Source organism: Paraburkholderia sp. CNPSo 3281, from assembly GCF_024206515.1.
In the GTDB taxonomy this organism is placed as follows: domain Bacteria; phylum Pseudomonadota; class Gammaproteobacteria; order Burkholderiales; family Burkholderiaceae; genus Paraburkholderia; species Paraburkholderia nodosa.
Window position 1 is genome coordinate 24,259 of record NZ_JAMBPS010000007.1, and the last position, 22,684, is coordinate 46,942.

Annotated in this window: 14 protein-coding genes and 3 pseudogenes; 10 read left to right on the forward strand and 7 right to left on the reverse strand. The window is 61.7% G+C overall.

Features of this window, described 5'->3' with window-relative positions:
* Positions 1-279 precede the first annotated feature (279 nt).
* Positions 280-1,239, forward strand: a complete 960-nt coding sequence (locus M3I56_RS10345) for a hypothetical protein (protein ID WP_375541709.1) — start codon at positions 280-282, stop codon at positions 1,237-1,239.
* 318 nt (positions 1,240-1,557) lie between these two features.
* Here M3I56_RS10345 and M3I56_RS10350 read toward each other — a convergent pair whose 3' ends face one another.
* The 3 genes and pseudogenes from M3I56_RS10350 to M3I56_RS10360 form a co-directional block, all read right to left on the reverse strand.
* Positions 1,558-2,016: a hypothetical protein gene (locus M3I56_RS10350; RefSeq protein WP_375541710.1), complete on the reverse strand. Its 459-nt coding sequence runs from the start codon at positions 2,014-2,016 to the stop codon at positions 1,558-1,560.
* A gap of 87 nt (positions 2,017-2,103) precedes the next feature.
* Positions 2,104-2,471: pseudogene (locus M3I56_RS10355) on the reverse strand (tetrahydrofolate dehydrogenase/cyclohydrolase catalytic domain-containing protein); the annotation flags it as partial.
* A gap of 127 nt (positions 2,472-2,598) precedes the next feature.
* Positions 2,599-3,198, reverse strand: a complete 600-nt coding sequence (locus tag M3I56_RS10360; RefSeq protein ID WP_254353730.1) for an NUDIX domain-containing protein — start codon at positions 3,196-3,198, stop codon at positions 2,599-2,601.
* 30 nt (positions 3,199-3,228) lie between these two features.
* On the opposite strand from M3I56_RS10360, the gene M3I56_RS10365 reads away from it, so the two are divergent.
* Positions 3,229-4,047: a DeoR/GlpR family DNA-binding transcription regulator gene (locus M3I56_RS10365; protein ID WP_254353731.1), complete on the forward strand. Its 819-nt coding sequence runs from the start codon at positions 3,229-3,231 to the stop codon at positions 4,045-4,047.
* A 21-nt stretch (positions 4,048-4,068) separates the two neighbouring features.
* Here M3I56_RS10365 and M3I56_RS10370 read toward each other — a convergent pair whose 3' ends face one another.
* On the reverse strand, positions 4,069-5,205 hold the full coding sequence (locus M3I56_RS10370; RefSeq protein ID WP_254353732.1) for a peptidyl-alpha-hydroxyglycine alpha-amidating lyase family protein: 1,137 nt from the start codon (positions 5,203-5,205) through the stop codon (positions 4,069-4,071).
* Positions 5,206-5,471: 266 nt separating this feature from the next.
* Between M3I56_RS10370 and M3I56_RS10375 the strand changes: the two genes are divergently transcribed.
* The 3 genes from M3I56_RS10375 (at position 5,472) to M3I56_RS10385 (ending at position 7,179) form a co-directional block, all read left to right on the forward strand.
* Positions 5,472-6,449: a helix-turn-helix domain-containing protein gene (locus tag M3I56_RS10375; RefSeq protein ID WP_254353733.1), complete on the forward strand. Its 978-nt coding sequence runs from the start codon at positions 5,472-5,474 to the stop codon at positions 6,447-6,449.
* A 160-nt stretch (positions 6,450-6,609) separates the two neighbouring features.
* The gene (locus tag M3I56_RS10380; protein ID WP_254353734.1) at positions 6,610-6,909 is read left to right on the forward strand and encodes a hypothetical protein; all 300 of its coding nucleotides are present in this window, start codon (positions 6,610-6,612) and stop codon (positions 6,907-6,909) included.
* A 33-nt stretch (positions 6,910-6,942) separates the two neighbouring features.
* A complete protein-coding gene (locus M3I56_RS10385) occupies positions 6,943-7,179 on the forward strand; it encodes a hypothetical protein (RefSeq protein ID WP_254353735.1) in 237 nt (78 codons plus the stop codon).
* Positions 7,180-7,231: 52 nt separating this feature from the next.
* On the opposite strand, the gene M3I56_RS10390 is transcribed toward M3I56_RS10385, so the two are convergent.
* Positions 7,232-8,779, reverse strand: a complete 1,548-nt coding sequence (locus M3I56_RS10390; protein ID WP_254353736.1) for a methyl-accepting chemotaxis protein — start codon at positions 8,777-8,779, stop codon at positions 7,232-7,234.
* A gap of 189 nt (positions 8,780-8,968) precedes the next feature.
* Entirely contained in the window at positions 8,969-9,205 is a 237-nt protein-coding gene (locus M3I56_RS41595) for a hypothetical protein (protein ID WP_375541704.1), read from the reverse strand.
* An 823-nt stretch (positions 9,206-10,028) separates the two neighbouring features.
* Between M3I56_RS41595 and M3I56_RS10400 the strand changes: the two are divergent.
* From M3I56_RS10400 to M3I56_RS10420, 5 genes and pseudogenes are all read left to right on the forward strand, one after another.
* Positions 10,029-18,314 (forward strand): annotated as a pseudogene (locus M3I56_RS10400) (hemagglutinin repeat-containing protein); the annotation flags it as partial.
* Between the two features lie 60 nt (positions 18,315-18,374).
* Positions 18,375-18,989 (forward strand): hypothetical protein, encoded by a 615-nt coding sequence (locus tag M3I56_RS10405; protein ID WP_254353737.1) that lies wholly within the window; start codon positions 18,375-18,377, stop codon positions 18,987-18,989.
* Positions 18,990-19,271: 282 nt separating this feature from the next.
* Positions 19,272-19,490 carry a CDI system lipoprotein BcpO gene (gene bcpO / locus M3I56_RS10410; RefSeq protein ID WP_254353738.1) on the forward strand — a complete coding sequence of 73 codons (219 nt, stop codon included), beginning with the start codon at positions 19,272-19,274 and terminating at the stop codon, positions 19,488-19,490.
* Between the two features lie 29 nt (positions 19,491-19,519).
* A pseudogene (locus M3I56_RS10415) lies at positions 19,520-21,249 on the forward strand (ShlB/FhaC/HecB family hemolysin secretion/activation protein).
* A gap of 34 nt (positions 21,250-21,283) precedes the next feature.
* A complete protein-coding gene (locus tag M3I56_RS10420; protein ID WP_254353739.1) occupies positions 21,284-22,153 on the forward strand; it encodes a hypothetical protein in 870 nt (289 codons plus the stop codon).
* A gap of 18 nt (positions 22,154-22,171) precedes the next feature.
* Here M3I56_RS10420 and M3I56_RS10425 read toward each other — a convergent pair whose 3' ends face one another.
* Entirely contained in the window at positions 22,172-22,441 is a 270-nt protein-coding gene (locus M3I56_RS10425) for a hypothetical protein (protein ID WP_254353740.1), read from the reverse strand.
* Positions 22,442-22,684 lie beyond the last annotated feature (243 nt).

Below are 22,684 nucleotides of genomic sequence, written 5' to 3' on the forward strand. Positions count from 1 at the left end.
CAGCCGGCACGACTTCGCCGATGGAAGCGTTGTCACGTTGAATTTCGTTGCTTGCCGTAGGTCGGATGAGGCAAAGCCAGTCGCAAAAATAGTATGCGGCGGCTCGGCGCGCCATCCTTTTGACACTCGATTGTGCCAGGGAGCAAGGAACGGGTGATGCATGTCGGAGTACCGGAGTGAATAAGAGTCTTTATCAACCGCCGGGAAGGCATGATTCATGCGCATAGCGGAGAGGACAGGCACTCGTGGATGGGAGCCCCCGAACGCATCAGGATCCTTATGCCCCGTCTTCCCGAACCGGAGATTAATCGGTCTCACCGATGCTCGGTCACCGAGCGGCTACGCGGGACGGTGTGCATCCTCATTCTCGCCGTATGCTACCCGTTAACTCTCGGGCGGGCGGCTGAACCGGTCGATAATGCGACGAGCTTGCGCGCCACCTACGAGAGCCTGAAACCGCAACTCGACCAAAATGCGTTTCATCGGAGGCTGTACCTCGATTCCCGCGAGTCCTCATCCACGGTCGCAGGCGAAATCTACGCGGTGATGGATTACCCGTTCGCGACTGTCAGTCGCATCCTCAATGATCCGTCGCACGGCCCAAAGAACTGGTGCAACGTATTGATCCTGCATCCCAACGTGAAGTACTGCCATGTCTCCGCGAACAGCAGCGGAGACACGCTGACCGTCAACATCAGCGAGGATCAGGTGCCCGAAGAGAAACTCGCTTCCACTTATCGCCTGCAATTCGAATACGATCCGGCGACGACCAGCCCGGGATATTTCCGGATAAAGCTCCACGCCGGGAGCGGACCGCTGGACACCCGCGACTATCAGATCGTTCTGGAAACGGTGTCCCTCGGAAGTGGTCGCACGTTCCTGCACTTGACCTATGCATACAGCTACGGCGTATTCGGGAGGCTCGCCATGAAGGGCTATCTGGCAACTTTCGGTCGCGGCAAGGTCGGATTCACCAATATCGCGGGTCCGTCCGCGCCAGAGCCGAAATACGCCGATGGGGTGCGCGGCCTCGTCGAACGCAATACCATGCGTTACTACCTGGCTATCGATGCCTTTATCGGCGAACCGGTCAGCCTGCCCGACACGCGGCTGGAGCAACGCCTGAACAACTGGTTCAGCGCCAGCGAGCAATATCCACGGCAACTGCACGAAATCGACCGGGAGCATTACGTCGAAATGAAACAGGCGGAGTACCGGCGCTTGCAGGCAAGCCAGTAGGTCGTGGTGCGTGGACATTCGTTCACTGCCCGGACATGAGGCGGCAAGATCGCCCGTACCGGTCGCGCCCGGTGGGACGTAGTCGTTCGTAGTCGGCGGCTGCCGTCTTGGTGCACAAGCCGCAATGCCGGTTGCGCTGGATTTGGCTGTTGTTACGCTTCGTTACCGGCGAGGCGTTCCCCTGGGGGGGCTATACGCACCGTGTTCGACCGATCTGCGCGGCAATCTCGAAGGACCGGTCCTGTGCCACAGCATGTCCGATGCAATGAGCCGTAGCCGACCCCCAAGCGGTCGCTCGAGCCACCTCGAAGCGGACCTTCAGGCGCTTCCCGCCGCGCGCTCTGCTGCTGTTACCGTCTGTGAGATGAGCGTCGAGATCGTCATTGGGCCGACGCCCCCCGGAACGGGAGTCACTGCGGCACATCGATCCAGCAGGCCGCCGGAGTCAATGTCCCCTATGCCACCGACGTGGTATCCCGCATCGATGACGATAGCCCCGTCACTGATCCACTCACCCGGAATGAATCCGGGCTTTCCTACCGCGCCGACGATGAGTTCCGCGCGCCGAACCTCCGCTTCAAGATTGACGGTTTTCGTGTGGCACAACGTAACGGTCGCGTTGGCATTGGACAACATCAAGGCCATTGGCTTTCCGAGGATCGGGCTGCACCCGACGATAACGGCGCGCTTGCCTGACACATCGATCCGGTAGTGTGAAAGCAGACGCATGATTCCGGCTGGAGTGGCAGATCCGAAAGCGGGCTCGCCGAGCGCCATCAACCCGAAGCCGTGACTGGTCACTCCATCGACGTCTTTCGCAACAGCGATGCGATCGAAGCAGGCGCGTTCGTCGACATGACCCGGCACCGGATGCTGGAGCAAGATGCCGTGGACCTCCGGATCAGCGTTCAGCTGGTCGATTTCTGACAGGACGTCTTCGGTTGTCGCGGCGAGGGTAGCGTGATCACGCGCGAGTCCATGCCGACCCGGCGGCATGCATTGCGTTTCATGCGCACATAGGTCGCCGACGAAGGATCATCGCCCACCAGAATCGTTGCCAGTACCGGCGTCTGGCCGCCGTTCCTTGTCTTGACGGCAGCGACGCGTTCAGACAATGCGCATTCGTGGAGCGCTGCCAGTTTCTTGCCATCAAGCAGGGGCGTCACGCCACCTCCCGCTGCGGAAATCCAGTCACCGCCTGTCCAGAAACAGGCGCATGCGGGAATACGCATCCGAAGGTCGGGAGAGCCGGTGAGCGCGAGCGCAGCACGTTCCAGCCGACGCAGATTTTCGGCGATACGCACAGCATCACCATCGGTGCCGCCCGGTACGGACCAGCGATCAGGATCAGTTGTGGTTTCACTTTGCGCGTCCTTCGGAGAGCCGACGGAGTGCGGCGTGCTGCAATAGCATAATCGTCTTGCCGTCCACGATCTCGCCGCGCTCGATCATCCTTAGCGCCTCGCCAAGCGGCACTTCGACCACTTCCAGATCCTCGCCTTCCTCCTCGACTCCGCCGCCCGCGCCGGGCCGCTCGGCCGGGTCGTATTCGCCCAGGTAGAAATAAAGCTTCTCGGTCACGGAGCCGGGGCTCATGTACGCCTCGAACACCTTGCGCAGGTTGCGCACGCGGTAGCCCGTTTCTTCCTCGACTTCGGCGCGAATGCGCTCGTCGGGCGCGGCGTCGTCGAGCAGGCCGCCCGGGGCTTCGATCATCATGCCGTCATGTCCGTTGACGAACGTCGGCATGCGAAATTGCCGCGTGAGCACGACGTTGCCGCTGCGCGGGTCATGCAGCAGGATGGTCGCGCCGTTGCCGCGGTCATAGGTTTCGCGGCTCTGGCGCTGCCACGCGCCATTGCTGCGCAGGAAGTCGAAGGTCACCTTGCGTAGCACATACCAGTCGTCGGACAGCACGGTGGTTTCGATCATTCGCACGCGGTCTTTCGTTGCAGTCATCTCGTTCCCCTTGGTCGCCATTCGACATTCATGGTATCGTGCAGTTTCGTGCAAAATCAAGAAAATTCGTGCAAACCGGTTCGTGCCATTCTCATGCTCACAGATCAACGAAAGAAAGCGATACTCGCGGCGCTCAAGCGCGACGGCCAGGTGCTCGCCGGCGAACTGAGCGCGCAATTCGGCGTTTCCGAGGACACGGTGCGGCGCGACCTGCGCGAACTGGCGGCCGAAGGCCTGTTGCAGCGCGTGCACGGCGGCGCGCTGCCGGCTTCGCCGGCGGTGGCGCCCATTGCCGAGCGGCGCGGCATGGAGGTAGCGGCCAAGCGGCGCATTGCGCAAAAGGCCGCGGACATGATCGCGCCGGGGCAGGTGGCGATCGTCGATGGCGGGACGACTTCGGCGCTCCTGGTCGAGTGCCTGCCGCGCAATCTGCAGGCGACCATCGTCACGCATAGCCCCGGCGTCGCGGTGGCGCTCGCGGAGCATCCCGCCATCGAGGTCGTGCTGATCGGCGGGAAGCTCTACAAGCATTCGGTGGTCACGGTGGGCGCGGCAGCCGTGGAGGCGATCGCGCACATCCATGCGGACCTGTACTTCATGGGCGTGACGGGCGTGCACGTACAAGCCGGGCTCAGCACCGGGGATTTCGAGGAATCCTATGTAAAGCGCGCACTGGCCTCGCGCGCGGCCGAAACGGTCGTATTGGCGTCGGCCGCGAAACTCAACGCGGCGTCGCCGTACTGCATTGGTCCGATCGGCATGGCACAGACCATCGTCGTCGAGCGTTCGACGGATGCGAAGCTGATCGAGCCGATCGCGGCGGCCGGCGTGACGGTGGTGCGCGCTTGAGTGCGTGAGCGCGCCGTCGTGCTAGGCGTGCAGCACCAGCTTCTGCACGCGCCAGTTCAGCAGTTCGGCGACGAACAGCACGTTTTTCGCGGGACACGCCATTTCATGGATCCAGCCGAACTGCTTCAACTGCTTGCCTGATTCGCCCAATACGCCGAGCAACTCGCCGTCGAGACTCAACTTGTAGATGCGCCCCGGGTAAGCGTCGGAGCTGTACAGCACCTGATCGGGCCCGGGCGAGATGCAGATCGCCCACGGCGAGCCCGGCGCGAGCGTGCCCGCGGCGATCGTCGCTTCGTCCGGCGCGTTGCCGATGGCGGGCCGCGCGCCGGTCGGCACGGGAACGTCGATCGTGAATTGCCGCAGGAACTTGCCATTCGTATCGAACACCTGAATACGCCGGTTGCTTCGGTCTGCGACATAAATGCGGTCCTGCGCATCGACTGCAATGCTGTGCGGCGTATGGAACTGTCCGGGCCCCGTGCCGCGATCGCCCCATGACTTGAGCCAGTTGCCGTCCTTGTCCACCTTCGCCACGCGCGAATTGATATAGCCGTCGCTGATGTAGGTGTTGCCGGCGGCGTCCCAGGCGACGTCGGTGACCTGGCGAAAGCGTCCGGGCTCCGCCGGCAAGGGCGGGTTCGGATGCTTGAGCGGCGCCGTCTCTTCGTCGGACGCTTCCTGCTTGCGGCCGAACACCATCGCCACGCGGCCTTCCGGCGTGAACTTGATCACCATGTCCGAGCCCTTGTCCGTCACCCAGATGTTGTCCTGGCGGTCGATCTTCACGGTGTGGGCAAATGACCACGCGTAGAGGTTGTGGCCGATCTCTCTGACGAACTGTCCATCGGCCGAAAATTCAAGCAATTGCGCGGCGGCGGCGCCATAAGCTGGTCCCGTGCTATTGCCGCGCGAGAGCACAAAAATATGTCCGTGCGAATTCACCGCGACGCCGGAGCATTCCCCGAAATACCTATCCACCGGCAGCTGCACCGGATTGGGAATGGAATCGTAAGCGATGGACGGAACCGTTTGCGTCTGCCCGAAAGCCGGCGCGGCGGCGAGGGCGGCGGTTGCCGCGAGGAACTGGCGACGCGTGAATGCACCCTGTAACAGGCCGCCACAGCATGGGCAACCGATGGAATGAAGCGGGCTCATCGAACCTTCCTCCTCTTCGTCGAAGACGGCGGCGGGCGTTGTGCATTGCAACCCTTTCGGCGCATGAAACGGGTGCCCGTCCTGCGCGTAGCAAGGCGCGTTCCCCGTAGCCAATATACCTTGATGCGCGCACCCTAAAGAATTTGCGCGCGCAACCGATAGCGCAGTAGTCGAGGATACCCATCACGTAGTCGTTTCGCATACCACGGTGGCCCATGAGCCCAACGCCCAATTCCCTGCCTCATTCCGCGTTCGATACCAGCGTCTTGTCTCGCGACCAGCAGTTTTCCGCGTGGCGCGAGGCGGTGAGCGTCATCTTCGACACGCAGACCGCCGAATCGCGCGACGCGGGATTCGGCACCAGCGTGAGCGGCTACCTGTTCGGCGACGTGGTGCTGGGCTCGATACGCACGGGCGCGCAGCGCTACGACCGCTCGAACGCGAAGATCGGGCGCGACGGCCACGACCAATATGTTCTGCAGTTCTATCTAGGCGGCCATTGCCGGGCGCGCGACGGGGGCCCGGAAGCGTGTACGCAACCGGGCGACATGTTCATCGTGGACGCGGCCCAACCGCTCGCGACCGAAACCACGCAAAGCGAATTCCTCAATCTGGCGGTGCCGCGGCGCTTGCTCGCCCCTCTGCTGACGGCGCCCGACCAGCAGAGCATGCGCGTGATACGCGGCGCCGATCCGGCGGTCGCGCTGCTGCGTGAGCATCTGGGCGCGCTTTACCGGCACGCTCCGCAGATGACGCTTACCCACGCCCAGGCCGTCATGCCCGCGACGCTTCAACTCGCGGCCAGCGCGCTCAATGCGAGCGTGAGCCCGGAACACATGCCGGCCGTTCAGCAATGCGCGTTCGTATCGATCTGCCGCTATGTGGAGAAGCGCCTGACCGATCCGCAACTGAACGCGCAATGGGTTGCGCGTGCATTCGGCATGTCGCGCGCCACGCTGTACCGGCTTTTCGAGCAGGAGGGCGGTTTCGCGACTTATGTGCGCGAGCGCCGCTTGCGGCGCTGCCGCGAGATGCTCGCCGACCCGGCGCGACGCAGCATGTCGATTGCCGACATCGCCGCCGCACACGGATTCACCGACGCCGCGAACTTCACGCGCGCGTTTCGCCGCTCGATTGGCCTCTCGCCGCGGGCGGTACGCATGCTGGCGCTCAGTGGCGATACCGAGCTGGCGAAAGAGGCGACGGCGGAGGACTGGCGCTACTGGATGGCCTTGATGCGTTGAGCATGAGTCGCACGGATCGTGCAAGCCGCGTGTGAGACAAAACAACAAGTTTTTGAGACGTAACGACAGATTTGGCTTCGAGCACCGCCGATTCATTGCCGCGTCATGGGCCACCTGCAAAGATGCAGGCGCCTGCGAGATCCAGGCAAACGGGGGAAACATGAAAAAGGCCCACAAAAAGCCGCGTCAATGCGGCCTGTACTACTACGAAGCGGCGTATTCGCTCGAACTCGCGCGCGGCGCGTCGCATATTTCCAGCATGCTTTCGGCGGCGACACAGGAAGGCGCCGTCCACGAAGTGATGCACGAATTCATCGCGACGCACGGCAGGGGCGCGCTGGACGCGTTTTGCTGGCTGCTGGCCGAGCGGCTGGAAAAGCGTGGCTGCGCTGCGGCTGCCATGAAAGCCCGGGATTTCGACGGGTCCCGCCGGATGCGGGAGCTGGCCTGCGCAAGCTGAGCTGCAAACGGCTCAACACACGAATACGCCCGTATGGGCAAGCGAAAGCTGCGTCAGTCGTCTGAGCAGAATACAGGTGATTCGAAGTACGAACGAGGTGCGCTCGTTTCCGACGTGAACACGCCGAAAGACCCATCGCGCTCGGCGGACCTGCTTTCGATGCTCGAACCGCTGATCGACAACGCCGACGCCACGCGCGACACCGCTGCATGGCAGCGGGCGCTTTCAAAAATCCACGCGATGACCGTGCTGAAGGACGCATCGAATTGAGGCGGCCGGTTCGCCGGCAGCGCCTCAATCCCTTCTGGCGGCTGTCCTTCGCTCAGTGCGCGAGCCTGAACGCTCCAACGGCATTGCGCAGCGAGTCGGCCTGCTCGCTGAGCGCCATGGCGGCCGCGGCCGCTTCTTCCACGAGCGCGGCGTTCTGCTGCGAGACCTGGTCCATCTGCGAGACCGCGAGATTCACCTGCTCGATGCCGTCGCGCTGCTCTTCGGACGCGTTCGCGATCTCGTGCATGATGGTCGTCACGCGGCCAATGGACTCGCCAATCTCGTTCATCGTCTCGCCGGCTGAGCGCACATAGTCCGAGCCCGTCGAAACGTGCTCGACCGATTCCGCGATCAGCGTCTTGATCTCTTTGGCGGCCGCCGCCGAACGCTGCGCAAGCGAGCGCACCTCGCTCGCGACCACGGCGAATCCGCGGCCCTGTTCGCCCGCGCGCGCGGCTTCCACCGCCGCATTGAGCGCGAGGATATTGGTCTGGAACGCGATGCCTTCGATGATGCCGGTGATATCGGCGATCTTCTGCGAGCTGCCGTCGATGCGCTCCATCGTCTGCACCGCGTTGCTCACGACCTGCGAGCCGCGATCGGCGACTTCCTGCGCGCTGTTGGCGAGCGTTTGCGCGGTGCGCGCGTTTTCGGCATTCTGCTTGACCGTGGCGGTGAGCTGCTCCATGCTCGCGGCCGTTTCCTGCAGCGAGGCCGCCTGCTCTTCGGTGCGCTGCGACAGGTCGTCGTTGCCGGCGGCAATCTGGCGCGTCGCCGTGGAAATGGACTCGGAGCTGTGACTGACCTTGCGCACCGTCTGCGCGAGCGCGTCCTGCATGGCCTTGAGGCTCGCCACGAGGCGGCCCATTTCGTCGCTGGAACGCGTTTCGAGGTTCGCGGTCAGGTCGCCGTCCGCAATGCGCTGGAGCGCACCCTGAACGTTCTCGAGAGGCGCTGCGATCGCGCGGTGCAGTCCCGCGGCGCACACGCCCGCCACCGCGAGGCCGAGCACGATCAGCGCGATGCTGCCGGCCCGCAGCCATGAATAGCGGTCCTGCGCGCGGTCGAACGCCTGCTCGCCGTGCGCCTTCTGCCATGCCTCGAGCGCGGTCGAGGCCCTGGTGAGCGCGACCGAGAGCGGCGGAATGCGCTTCATCGCAATGTCGTCCTGACCCTGGCGGTCGCCTTGCTTGATCGCGGCCATGAGCGGCTGGATGCCTTGCTCCAGCATGCCGGTGAGGGCGGCCTGAACGCCGTCGGCGAGCGCCTGCTCTTCGGGAGCGTGCGGCAGCGAGCGGTAGACCGCCCAGGCCTTGTTCGAGGTGTCGAGATAGTTCTGCGCCTTGTCGAGCAACGGCTGAACATCGGGCGCGTCGGGATGCAGGAGGATGCGGTCGAGCGTCGTGCGCGCGATGGTCAGATTCAGGTTCGCCTTGCCGATGTTGATGGCGGCGACTAGTTGGTTCGAGTAGGCATAGCCGAGCGCCGTATTGGTGCGCGACATGCCTGCAAGGCCGGAAACGCCGGCTGCCACGATCAGCAAGGCCAGTACGCCGACCGCGATGCGCAGACGAACAGAGATAGAGAGTCGTGCAAACACGAAGTTGGCTCCAGAACGCGAGGGGCTAGGTAGCAGAAAAACGATCGTGCTTCGCGCGTGAGACGGCAAAACACTGAACACGTTTACGGCGGGCGGTGAAGGAACTGTAGGTCGGCGTTGGAGTCTTTGCGCAATGGTGGTTTTCCCCAGCAGTCGGGGAAAATGGCCCGCGCCTCAGCGCGCCACGGACTAGAAGAGGCGGTTCTTTTCGAGTGTCGCCGCGTCGGGCGTTTTGGCGTTTTCTTCCGCACTTGCGGGGGCGACGGTGTCTTCGAGCGCTGGCCCGGTGGCCGCAAGCGATGTGAACGCGCAATCGCGGCCGCGCTCGTCGCCGTGCAGGCGCACATCGGCGGCTTCGAACGTCACGTCCGCGCGCGCGTTCCAGAGCAGGGTGGCCACGTCTTCGAGCGTGGCCGTCTGCGCCATGGCGATGCTGTCGCGTCCCCGGTAATACGGTCGGCCCTTTGGAAACGGTGGTGATGCTGCGGTAGATGCTCTTCGATAGTGGGGGCTCGGTCGTCGTTGCTGCTGATTCAGGCGTGGCGGGCGCGGTGCCTGGAGGCTGGTCTGTTGCGACGTCGTCATCGTTGCCCTCGTCGTCGAGGATGTCGAGCAGCGAGACGAGGTTCTCGATATCGGCGTCCGCCGTGAGTCTCGGCTTGAGCGCCGCGACGAGTGCGGCTTTGCTCGCCTGCCAGTTCGTGCGTGTGACGTACGGCGGCTCGAATACGGCATCGCTCCCCGTACTGGCCACGACGAGTTCCCTGCGCGGAACCGACGCGCTGACCTGGGCGTGTTCGCGCACGGTTTCGTCGAACGCGTCTATGAGCGGTACGCCGTAGAACGTAGGAGCTCCGCGCGAGTTCCGCGCGGATCGCGCAGGAGCCGTTACATGCGCTGCGCGTCGAGACCGAGCGCGTCGCCGTCGGGGATCTCGCTACCGAGGTACGGGCAGACGTTCATCTTGCAGTTGTCTCAAATATTTAGGAATCGAGACTAAATGGAAGTCGAGAAATAATCCGGCGCGTATTAGATGACTGAGCTAAATCATTAAGTGTTGTGAAGTCGACGCAAATTCGGATTTATCTGATGATGATTCTTCGGTCAGTAGGCTAGTCTCGTCTACTACACGCTTGAAGCGATTCGCATAACGGCACCCAATTTTTGGTTATAGCTGCGCGTCGTCGTAAAACAATTGAAAAGCGCTCCGCGTCGCGCTGGGCTTCATTCAGTATTATGGGTGCAGGCAATGAATAACCGTTGTTACCGGCTTGTTTTCAACAAGCTCAGGGGTATGCTGGTCGCCGTTTCTGAAACGGCAACTGGACACGGCAACGCGAGTCATGGAGAAACCGGGCCTTCATGCACACTTCGGTCCTTCACGCTTTTCGCCATGCGCCGCGTTGTATTTGCCGCGCTTGCGCTTTTCGGGCTGGCTCCCGCACACTCGGATGCACAGATTGTACCGTCCGGCGCGCACGCGCCGAACGGCATCAGTACAGCGAACGGACTCTCGCAAGTGAACGTCACCAAGCCGTCGGGGGATGGTGTATCACTTAACACATATTCACAATTCGACGTAGGATCTGGCGGCGCGGTATTGAACAACTCGCCCGTTATAACGTCCACTCAACTCGCGGGGCAGATTAACGGAAACCCAAATTTCGGGCCAAACGATGCTGCGAAAATAATCGTTAATCAGGTCAGCAGCAACAAACCGTCCTTACTGCGAGGTTACGTCGAGGTCGCTGGCGCAAAAACTGCCGCCGTCGTGATCGCAAATTCCTCGGATCTGGTAGTTGACGGCGGCGGCTTTATCAATACGTCAAAAGGTATTTTAACGACGGGCAACCCGATTATCGACGGTAGCGGCAACCTCACCGGTTTTAACGTCACCCAGGGCTCCATTACAGTTCAGGGCGCGGGGTTGAACGCCTCGAATATCGACGAGGTAGACCTCCTGTCTCGCGCGGTACAAGCGAACGCGTCCATTTACGGTAATACGTTGCACGTCGTCACCGGTTCGAACAGCATTGACTATGCGAGCTTCAATCCGACGCCGATCGCGGGTACCGGCACCGCTCCGGGCGTCTCTATCGACGTCTCGCAGCTCGGCGGAATGTACTCAGGCCGCATCATTCTGGTTGGCACGGAGAATGGTGTTGGTGTTGCGAATGCCGGGACCATTGCCGCGCAGGCAGGTGATCTTACCCTGACGACGGCTGGCCAGTTAGTGCAGTCAGGTACGGTGCAAGCGAGCGGCACCGTTGGCATCAATGCGGCGAGCGTCGCAAACACGGGGTCGATCTACGGCCAGCAGAATACCACCCTTGGCACGACCGGGGCAGTCACCAATAGCGCCACGATTGCGGCACAACAAAACACGTCCATCAATGCGGGCAGCATCGCTTCGACAGGCACGCTCGGCGCAGGCGTGAACGGTGATGGCTCAGTCGGCAATAGTGGCGACCTCTCGCTTTCCGCATCGGGTCAGTTGAGCGCAACCGGCCTGAACGTTGCGGGCGGCAATGCGACGCTTTCAGGCAGCGGTGTGAATCTCGCAGGCAGCGAGACGGCGGCGAACGGCAATCTATCGTTGACCGCCAATGCGGGCGATGTGAACCTCGCGGGTGCGACCACGAGCGCCGGGGGCGCAGTGAGCGCGCAGGCATCCGCCGCGCTCGTCAACGACCACGCCAGGCTCACAGGCGGAACCGGCGTCACGCTCAATACGGGCAGCCTGTCGAACCAGGGCGGTCAGATCGTCTCGGACGGCGCGATGCAGGTACGCGGTGGCGCCATCGCAAACAACCAGGGGACCATTCAGAGCGCCGCCGGATTGAGCGTCGCAGGCGCATCCCTGGACAATACGGCGGGCCGCGTAACCTCCCTGAACGGCGACGGGCTGTCGGTCACGACCACGGGCGCGATTACGAACGCAGCGGGTACGACCGCAGGCGGCGCGCAAGGCGGCGTGATTGCCGGTAACGGTGCCGTCAGTCTGCAGGGCGGCAGCATTGCGAATCAAGGCACGGTCAGCGCACAAACGAACCTCCAGGTTAATACGCAGTCGCTGAACAACAATTCAGGTGCGCTGCAGGCATCGGGCAATGCGACGATTAACGCCGGGGCGCAACTAACCAATAGCGGCGGCTCAATCGTTGCAGGCCAGGTGGCGAACCTGAGCGCGACGAAACTGGACAACAGCGGGGGCGTTACCCAGGCCGCGCAATTGTCACTCAACGCCGCGAACCTCGTGAATCACGCGGGCACCATTACGCAAAGCGGTTCAGGACCGATGAGCGTGAATGTCAGCAATACGCTCGACAATTCCGCGGGCGGCACGCTTCAGGCCAACAGTACCGACCTCACGCTTGCCTTCGCTACAATCGATAACGATGGCGGCACCATTACGCACGCAGGCACCGGCACCCTGACACTCGACGCGGGCAACGGCACAGGCACGCTATCGAATGCTGGCGGCAAGATCAACAGCAACGGACAGGTCGTGGCCCAGGCCGGCGCGTTCGACAACGCGGCAGGCTCCGTGGTCGGTCAGACGGGCCTGACGGCCACGGTCGGCGGTGCGCTCAATAACGCAAACGGCAAGCTGCTGTCGAACGCGGACCTGAGCCTCACCAGCGGTACCCTTGCGAACGATGGCGGTCAGGTTGGTGCGGGCTCGAATGAAACAGTCCACACCGGGTCTCTGACGAACAACGCAGGGGTATTTGTTGCGCCAAACCTGAGTCTGACGACGACCTCCACGCTCGACAACAGCGGCGGTGACATCGAGGCGAACCAGCTCGTGCTATCCGCGACTGACCTCCTGAACCACGGCGGCACGATCACGCAGTATGGCGCATCGCCGATGGCGGTCAACGTCAGCAACCTGCTCGACAACTCGGCTGGCGGCACGATCCAGACGAACAGCACGGACTTCAAGCTCGCACCGGCCACGCTTGATAACGACAATGGCACCATTACGCACGCGGGTACAGGCACGCTTACGATCGATCCGAATAATGGTTCGGGTTCCTTCTCAAATGCGGGCGGCAAGGTCATCACGGCGGGACAGCTTGCGCTTCAGGCTGGGAGCCTGAACAACCAGCGCGGAGCGCTCGCTGCGATGGGCGCTATCTCGGCGAACATCGCGGGCAACGTGAACAACACGCAGGGCGAGGTTCGCTCGCTCTCCTCGATCGCATTCACGAGCGGCGGCGCGCTGACGGACACGAACGGTCAGATCTAGTCGGGCACGGGAGCAGCCGGCGACACCAGCACGCTTTCGGTTCAGGTCGCGTCCATTGACAACACGAACGGTCTCGTTGGCAACCTCGGCACGGGAAACACGACCGTCCAGGGTGGCAGCCAGATCGTCAACCAGAACGGCCTCATTGCGGGCAATGGCAACGTGACGCTCGGCGCCTCGTCCATCTCGAACACGCAGAACGGCCAGGTCAGCGGCGCGAATGTCGAGATCCAGGCCGGTACGCTCGATGACACGGGCGGCAAGATCGGTACCTTTACCGGTTCGGGCGGCGATGTCGCCATTACGGCGACGGGGGCCGTAACGAACACAAACGGGCAAATTGGCGCCGATCATGATCTATTGCTGAACGCAGCAACGCTTACCGGAGGCGGCGCATACAGCGCAGCCAATGACGTGACGGTGAATGTTCAGGGTGATTTTGCACCGACGCCCGCCATGCAGTTCATGGCCGGGCACGACCTTGCCTTTACGCTACCCGGCACGTTCAGCAATTCCGGCTCGCTTGAAGCGGTCGATAACCTGAACATCAACGCGAACGACATCGCCAACAGCGGCGCGATGATGGCCGGTGGGACCCTCACCACACACTCGAAAACGCTGGGAAATGCGGGCGCAATCGTGGGTGGCAGCGTCTCGTTGAATGCTACGCAAACGTTGTCGAACACGGGGCCGACCGCGCTCATTGGCGCGACCGACAGCAACGGTACGCTTGAGCTGCTTTCGAACGACATCGAGAACCGCGACGACACCACGGCAACCGATACGCAGGCGACCACCGCAAGCTATGGTCTTGGCAGAGTCGTACTCGCAGGCGGCAAGGATGCCAGTGGCAATTACACCAACGCGAACCTGATCGACAACGTATCGGCGCTGATCCAGTCTTCTGGCGATATTGCGCTGCATGCGAACCGGGTCATCAATACCCGTCGCGTGATGACGACTGACGGGGCGTATACGGAGCAGGTCGATCCGGCGCTGCTGGCGCAGTTCGGCATCAGTCTGTCGGGGTGTACGGCCACCTACATGGCCGCGTGCGGCCCCGGCAATCCGCAGGTGCTGGGCTCCAGGGGCGACCCGTCGATGATCGGTGGCGTGCCCACCGACCCACCGCACGGCGGACAATGGAACTCGACATATCAGTACACGACCTATACGGGCGTACCGCTTGCGAACCTGGTCACGGGAATCAGCCCTCAAGCACAGATTATCGCGGGTGGTAACCTCGACGCGTCGAATGTGGGCCTGTTCCAGAACTACTGGAGTGCGGTTGCGGCCGCAGGCAACATCGCCGCGCCTGTCTCGCTTGACCAGAATAGCTGGAAGGGGCAGATGGCCCCCGCCGTGCAGGTGACGTACTCGGGCCAGTACCACTACGACAACTACGACAACACGGAATACAACTGGCAGTTGCCGTTCGGCAATGCCACATTCGTCACCTCCAATCCGGGCGGCTACCAGGTGGCACCGGCTGATATCCGCATCTACGCACTGCCGAGCTACGAATCGACATTCGTCGCGGGCGGTACGCTCTCGGGCACGGGCGTGAGTATCAACAACACGGCGGGCAACGCGGGTATTCCGTCGCTCGGACTCGCGCCCGGTCAGTCGGTAACGGGTGTCAATGTCGGCGTACTCGGCGGCAGCGCGAGCGGTACGAAGACCGGAGCCGCTTCGGTTAATGGCAGCGCGATCCAGGTGAATCCGGTCATCGCGCGCGCCACCGCGGTGAACGTCCTGAGCAATCTGTCGATTCCGCAAGGCGGCCTGTTCCACCGGGATACAGCACCGAACGCGCCGTACCTGATCGAGACGAACCCGGCCTTCACGAACGCGAAATCGTTCATATCGAGCGACTACTATCTCCTGCAGCTTGGCCTGAATCCGCAGACCGTGGAAAAGCGTCTCGGCGATGGCCTGTACGAGCAGCACCTCGTACAGAACCAGATTACGTCGCTGACCGGCAAGGCCGTACTTGGCCCCTATACCGACACGCAGGCGATGTACCAGGCGCTGCTCTCGGCGGGCGCATCGCTTTCCGGATCGCTGAACCTGCCGCTCGGTATGGCGCTGTCGCCCGAGCAGGTCGCCGCGCTCACGCAGAACGTGGTCATCATGCAAACGGAGGTCGTGGACGGGCAGTCGGTGCTCGTGCCGCTCGTCTATCTCGCTCAGGCCAGCCAGCAGAACATGAACGGCCCGCTTATCGGGGCGACCGACATTGATCTCCAGAACGCGCAGACCTTCACGAACAGCGGCTCCGTGCAGGCCAGCGATACGCTGACGATCAACGGCCAGTCCATCAACAATGCATTCGGCACACTCCAAAGCGGCGGCCTCATGTCGCTGGCAACCACGGACAATGTCAACCTGACCTCGGCGACCGTGAATGCGGGAAGTCTCGCGCTCAACGCAGGCGGCAACCTGCTCCTGAATACGGCGACGAATACCGTCAACCAGGTCAGCGCGACAGGTGCCACGCGAACCACGACCATGCTCGGCCCTATTGCAAACCTCAATGTAAAGGGCGACGCCGCGATTGTGACGGGCGGCAACTTCGAGCAGAACGTGGCCAATCTCAATGTTGGCGGCAACCTCGGCATGGCCGTGGGCGGCAACTACGACATCGGCACCGTTCAGACCGGCGAGCAGAAGGTGGTTTATGGCGCAAACGGCGTGTCGGATACGAACTTCAACAGCGCCACCGGCAGTACGGTGAACGTTGGTGGCGTTTCGCAGATTGGCGTTGGCGGCAACCTGACGGCGACTGCTGCGAACATCAACCTGGCTGGTGGCGGTATCGTCGCGGCGAAGGGCGACGTGACGCTCCAGGCAGCCACCACGACCTCCACCGTCGATAGCAGCAGCGCGGGTAGCGACCATCACGGCAGCTATTCGGCGTCGCTGCACACCGCCGACGATACATTGACCGCGACGACGCTTAAGGCTGGTAACTCGCTTGTCGTGGCCTCGGGCAACGACATCAACGTCACCGGCAGCACGATCAGCCTCGACAAGGGACCGGCGACGCTCGCGGCCCTCGGCAATGTCAACATCGGTGCGGCGACTGAAACGCACGTCGACAATTCGCAGGAGCAACACAGCCATAGCAATGTGGTGAGCGGCAAGGCAGTATCGAGTTCTAGCGATACGACGACAACGCTTTCGCAAGGCGGCATGATATCTGCCGATAGCGTCGCGGTCTCAAGTGGCAAGGATATCAACGTCGCGGGTAGCGCAATAGTCGGCACGAACGACGTAGCGTTGAACGCCGCGCACGATGTGAATATCACGACGTCGCAGGACACCATGAAGTCGTCGACCAGCTACCAGGAAAAGGATTCGGGCCTGGGGACAAGCGGTCTGAGCGTCACGATTGGCAGCAGGCAAACCGCAACCACCGATCAGCAATCGTCCGTCACGAATAACGCGAGCGTCATCGGTTCATCGACCGGCAACGTTTCGATTACGGCCGGACACAATGTCGGCATCACAGGTAGCGAGGTCGTAGCGGGCGGTAACGTGGCGCTGACCGGCCAGAATGTAGCCGTCAATGCTGCCTACGATACCTACAAGGACAACCAGACGCAGCAGACCAGCCAGTCGGGCCTGAGTGTTGGCCTGGGAGGCGGCCTCGTGAGCCTCGGTCAGCAGATGGCATCCACAGTGCGCCAGGGTGTCCAGTCGGGCGATTCGCGCCTCACGGCGGTACAGGGCGTGGCGGCGGCCGAAATGGCCTACCAGAATCGCGGCGCTATCGGCAATGCGGCCAGCGGCCTCGCGAACGGTGACGCCAGCACGGCAACGCAAGGCGTCCAGTTGCAGATCAGCGTCGGGTCGGGCCACAGCAGCAGCAATTCCAGCACGTCGATTACGACCGCGAAAGGCTCCTCGATCGTCGGTAACGGCAACGTCACTGTGACGGCGACTGGCACCCCGGACTCACGCGGCAACGCGCAGGCGGGCACGGGCGACATCACCATGACCGGCGCAACCGTGACCGGCAAAAACGTCGCTCTGAATGCGAACAATGCGATTACGCTGCAAAGCGCGCAGAGCACCGAACAGGACAGCAGTTCGAACAGTTCGAGCGGCTGGAATGCCGGTGTCGGGATCGGCGGCGGCAAAAGCACCGGAATCAGCATCTTTGCCAGCGCGCAGAACGCTCACGGCCAGGGTAACGGAAGCAGCGTGACGCAGGACAATACGACCGTCGCAGCAGGCAATACGCTGTCGATGAAATCCGGTGGCGACACGACGCTTGCGGGCGCACAGGTTTCAGGCAACACGGCCAACGTGGACGTTGGCGGCAACCTGACGATGACGAGCCTTCAGGATACGTCTACCTACGGCAGCAACCAGCACAGCAGTGGTATCAGCGGCACGCTGACCTACGGCTACGGCAGCAGCGTGGATGCCTCGGTCAGCCATACCGGCATCGACAGCAACTATGCGTCCGTCAACCATCAGACGGGTATCGTGGCGGGCACTGGTGGCTTCGACGTGAACGTTGCTGGTCATACGCAGCTTAACGGCGCCGAGATTGCGAGTGCAGCTCCGGCGGCAAGCAACAGCCTGACAACGGGAAGCCTTGGCTTTACCGACGTCCAGAACACGATGTCATATTCCGGCTCGACGCAAGGGTTTTCGCTGTCGGGTGGGCCGAGCTTTGCGCAGACCACCGGCAGCGCAAGCGGCACAACCCATGCGGCGGTGAGCCCTGGCAGCATTACGGTGAAGTCCGACCAGCAGAGCGGAACGGACAGTACGGCGGGCCTGTCGCGCGATACGGCCAATGCAAACCAGACCGTGCAGAACACGTTCAACCTGCAACAAGTTCAGAACAACCTTGCGTTTGCTCAGGCGTTTGGCAAGACCGCAACCTATGCGGCTGGCCAGATCGCGGACCAGCTTGAGAGCAACAATCCGGCCTTTGCCGAGGGCGGCGTCGCACGCGATGCAATGCACGCAGCGGTTGCAGCAGTTGGCGCGGTGCTGTCGGGCGGTAACATCGCGGGCGCTGTGGGCGGTTCACTCGGAGGCGACGCATTGCAGTCGCTGGCGCAGCCGATTATCGAGCAGGTTGTCGCGCAGGTTCCGCCCGAAAGTCAGGCAGCGTTGCGCAATGCACTCTATGAGGTTGTCGCGGCGGCGGGCGGTGCGGCAGGTGGCGCGCTTGCTGGTGGCGGGTCGTCCGGTGCAATCGCGGGTGCGGGTTCCGCATCAAACAACGAGGTCTATAACCGTCAGCTTGACCAGAGTGAACGGTAATGGGCTTCAACTAACGCTGTAGCTTTTGCAAAATACTACGAGCAACAGACGGGCTTGGCGATCACGCCCGACCAAGCACAACAGCTTCTACTTGGCAATGGTTTGCGCCTTGTTGACAGCGCAGCTTCTAATGTACCGGGTGCCAACGCAACGGCTATTGCTTATATTAGTCAGAATGCCAATGGTCTATTCAAAAAGGACTCGAACTACAACAATCCCTTCGTAAATAATGCAACGGGATCACATACGCCCGAGCAGAATTCCCTTACCTTTAATCCGTCGTCCAATATAAATTTTACGGTTCAAATCGGTGCAAACGCAGGCCTGCATGCTCTTGGTTTAGGCAACAACATCGAGGGTGGCGTCACATTCGGTCTGGGGAAAAACGTAAATATTTGCAGTTATACGCGGTCTTGCGAAACGATAGGCCCGGGTCTTGCCGCTGGTGTCGGCGTGGGTGTTACAGTGGGGGCTGGTTCTGCTTCGAGTGGCGCGTCCAAATCTAGCGGCGCATTTATTCAGGGTGGCGATGGGTGGTACGGAGATACTACGGTGACGCATGACAACAGTGGCAATATTTCTGTCGGGAAGGGGGTTTTGGGCGTAGGTGCGGGCGCAGCGGCAGGACAAGCCCAATGTACTCAGACGAGCCATTGTGTGATTAATTGACGATCATGAAAGTTCCGGCTCAACTTTTCCTTGTTTCGATTATTTTGCTGCTTGTTTTTTTATTTTTTTTCTCCTGCTTCAAGGGGAGAAAATGGCTTCCTCTTAGGATCGTTGCATTTGCCCCACTATTCGCCGTTATCGGGGCTTTGATCGGATGGCTTTTCAATCTAAGGGTTGGGGTTGGAATTGGAATGATCGGAGTTCTCTGCTTTTTCTGTGGAGTGTTCCTGAGACTTCTCGATTTTTTAGGAGGAACGACCTCACGGAGGCGATGGGAGGATCATGAATAAAAGCAGCTTTGGTGTGCTGGCAGCGCTCGCGCTGCTGGCGGCATGCCAGAACGCGCCTCCCGGTGCGCCGCCCATGCCTCCGCCGAAGCCTGAGATGCAGCCCGTGCTACCACCGAGCTCCAACGCGTTTTGGGTTATGGGCTTCTGGAAATGGAGCGGTATGGAATGGGTCTGGATTCCAGGCCATATTGCACCCAGGCCCGGACAGTAGGATAGACGACAAGAAGCCGAGAACAAAGAATGCACCACCACCTGAAGCTAACAGCCATCTCGTTAGCATTCCTAATTTCATTCGATGTGTTTGCGCAAGCCGCCCCCGATGCTGCGGCCCGTACCAACGCAGAACAGCAACAGCAGGTCGAGCAGCGGCGCGACGCGCAGCAGCGCGAGGCGACCGTCGCCGCGCCCGTTGTGCGCTCGACTGCGCCCGCAGCGGGAGAGTACCCCGTACTGCCCGTCGAAACGCCGTGCTTTCGTATCGACACGTTCACGGTCGAGGTGCCCGATACGTTGCCCGAGGTCGAGTTCGTAAAAGGCGCGTCGGCGTTACCGATGGACCCGAGCGCGTTCCTGCACGACTGGCTACGGCACTACGAGGGGCAATGCGTCGCAAAACAGGGCCTCGACCTGCTGACCAAGGGTCTGCAAGGCGTCATCCTAAGCCGTGGCTACGTTACAACCCGGATCCTTCTGCCCGCGCAGGATCTGTCAAAGGGAACGCTCAGGTTCGCCCTTATTCCGGGTGTAATCCGCAGTTTGAAGTTCGCCGACGCCAATACGCGCGGCACCCTCAAAAGTGCCTTTCCTGCTCGAGAGGGCGATGTACTCCAGGTGCGCGACCTTGAGCAGGGTCTGGAGCAGATGAAACGCGTGCCGAACCAGGACGCGGCTATGCAGATCATGCCTGGTACGTCGCCCGGCGAGAGCGACGTCGTCGCTACCGTCAAGCGCACAAAGCCGTGGTCGCTTGTCGTCTCGGCAGACAACTCCGGGACGGACGAGACGGGCCGATACCTCGGAAACGTCACGCTCGGGCTATACAACCTCCTCGGCCTGAACGACGTACTCTCGGGCGGCTATAACCAGGATCTCCAGTTCGGCAATCACTCCCTCGGAACGCATGGCTGGAACGCGTCGTACTCGGTGCCGTGGGGCTACTGGACCGGTACGCTCTACGGCTATACGAATACGTACTACCAGCAGATCGCCGGGGTTAACCAGACCTTCGTTTCGAGCGGCAACGCGCAGACGGCGGGCCTGAAGCTGGAGCGCATTTTCTACCGCAGCCAGAACGACAAATCGGGCGTCGAGCTCCAGCTTATCAAGCGGTTTGGTGCGAGTTTTATCGAGGATACCGAAATACCGCAACAACACCGAGACAACACGTTCATCGAGGCGGGGCTGACGAACCGGCATTACTTCGGCGCGGCGCAGTTCGACGGCACGCTCGCCTATCGTCAGGGTATCGGTGGGCTCGGGGCGATGCCGAACACGGACCCACGTAGTACTTTCACATGGCGACGCTCGACGCGAACCTCTCGGTCCCGTTCGCGGTCGCCGGTCAGACGCTTCGTTATGTCGGAACCTTTCATGGGCAGTTCACGAATGACGAGCTGAACTATATTGACGACCTGACGATTGGTAGCCGCTATACGGTGAGAGGTTTCAGCGGCCAGACGATGCTCGCGGCGGAAAAAGGCTTCTACTGGCGGAACGAACTTCAGTATCCGCTCGGGCAATCGGGGCAGGTTCTCTATGCGGGTGTCGACTACGGCCACCTGTGGGGTGCGGCGACCGCTTTTCTCGCGGGCACGCAGCTCGCGGGTGCGGCTATCGGCCTGAAAGGTTCGGTGCCGTCTCGCTTTGGCGCCTACAGCTATGACGTATTCGCGGGTACGCCAATCTATGCACCGTCAGGTTTTCCCGCGCCGAGCGTAACGCTGGGCTTTCAGGTAACAGCGCAATTCTGATGAACGATTCACCGACCATAAGGAGATAACAACGATGGAAAAGAGTAAATTGCTGGCGGTTTTGATGGGTGCATCCGTGCTGCTGGCAGCATGCGGTAGTGGTAGTGGGAGTGGCTCGAATGCCGCTGCGGGCGGAGCGGCGTCAGCAGCCTCCTCTCCCGGCGGAGCCTCGACACCGCAAGCTTCGGCGCAGACGGCGTGCCGGCCGGACGGCAACTTCACCTATTCGGGATCGGCACCGCAGGTGGCGGCCAACAACGGTCAACTGGCTGTGGTTGTTGTACCGAGTTTGCCGGCGGCGAATTCGAAGAACAGGAACATGACTGCATCGAATGCGCCCGCATCGAGCCAGGTTCAACAGACCGGTGGTGCATTTACCACGCTTGCGTCGTCGGGTGCGGCGACCGACTGCCTTGGGCTTGCCAAGGGTGCGGTGACCGAAATCCAGGGCGTCGGTAGCGACGTTGCGATTGGCCGGTGGAATCAGGCCATGGACACGGACGGCAACACCTATACAAGCGCGCAGGGCGTTCACTATGCAGTCGGCACGCCCCTGTCATTGTCCGCGACGAGCGGCGCGCTCGCCTGTACCCAACTGATCGCTGATACGGTGGCGAACAATGATGGCGCAGTAACGGGTACGCTCGCAACGGCTACGGCCACGCTCGATCTCGTGGCGCGCACGTTGAACAATCTGAGCCTGTCGATCAATCTGGCGGGTACCCAGTATGCTCTGACGAACGCGCAGTCGCCGTTGAATGGCATTTCGGCGACCGGGCAGTTGTCTGTTCAGTCGGTTGTCGTGGGGCACGACGGGATGAAGCCGCTGGTTGCGGTTGGTTACTCGGCCACGTTGCCGAATAAGCAGGGGATTGGTGGCGTCGTCGTGTTGCAGTGCCAGTAAGGCGCCTGAGCCGGGATTTTAGCTGCGCCGGGAATGCCTGAAGCGCTTGAGCACGAGCACGCAGAGCGCCGGCAAATGCACGACGCCCATGCCGCACGCGATCACCGCCCACGGCGGCGCGATCGTGCCGGACATCATCGCGCCGACCACGCCGAAGCACAGGCCAGCCAGCAACAGTGTGGCGTGGGCGAGGATGCGCTTCGGGCCTCGCTCGGTGAAGCGCGGAATATTCACGTGGACATACACCACGATCAGCACGGCGACGGTGGCAATGGCGGGGAACAGCATGTTCGAATCCTCGAGTCCAGCAGCGATGACGGTAAAGTCTTCGACTTTAAGGGAGGATTGCCGTTGCGTCGATGGCTGATGGCTTCGGTCAGCACCACACCACGCTGTCGTATGCCACCGTACGGCGATACACGTTCTTGCCGCGCCAGCTGGAAAACTCCATATACGCGCATTCCAGCACCAGAATCCAGTTCGTGATCCGCATCGCCGCCCCCAAAGGTGTTCCCGGTTGTTCGTTCGACT